This window comes from Vibrio sp. 2134-1, assembly GCF_033339495.1.
Genome location: NZ_JAWOUS010000562.1, coordinates 1 through 636 on the forward strand (window position 1 = coordinate 1; position 636 = coordinate 636).

Here is a 636-nt window from a genome sequence, read left to right on the forward strand (position 1 = left end):
AAAGTGCTGCCAATGGTTGACGAAGTGCTGAAAGAAGCGGGTCTAACTCTACAAGACTTGGATGCTCTAGCGTTTGGCCGTGGCCCTGGTAGCTTTACTGGTGTTCGTATCGGTATTGGCATCGCTCAAGGCCTAGCATTTGGTGCAGAACTGCCGATGATTGGTGTTTCAACATTGGCTGCGATGGCACAAGCAAGCTACCGCCTGCATGGTGCAACTGATGTCGCTGTAGCGATTGATGCGCGCATGAGCGAAGTTTACTGGGCACGTTATTCTCGCCAAGAAAACGGCGAATGGATGGGTGTTGATGAAGAATGTGTGATTCCACCAGCTCGTTTGGCGGAAGAAGCACAAGCTGACTCTAAAACGTGGACAACAGCTGGTACAGGTTGGTCTGCATATCAGGAAGAACTGGCGGGCCTGCCGTGTAACACTGTAGACAGTGAGGTATGGTACCCTGACTCACAAGACATTGTGATTTTAGCTAAGCAAGAACTAGAAAAGGCAATACGGTTCCTGTTGAAGAATCTAGCCCGGTTTACCTGCGTGATAACGTGACTTGGAAGAAACTTCCAGGCCGCGAATAATTAGGAAAAAAATAAGGACGGGGCGGTAGCCCTGTCTTTTTATGGAGCG

At 49.5% G+C, this 636-nt stretch carries 1 pseudogene; it reads left to right on the forward strand.

From position 1 onward, the window contains the following. A pseudogene (tsaB, locus tag R7R78_RS27240) lies at positions 1-587 on the forward strand (tRNA (adenosine(37)-N6)-threonylcarbamoyltransferase complex dimerization subunit type 1 TsaB); the annotation flags it as partial. Positions 588-636 lie beyond the last annotated feature (49 nt).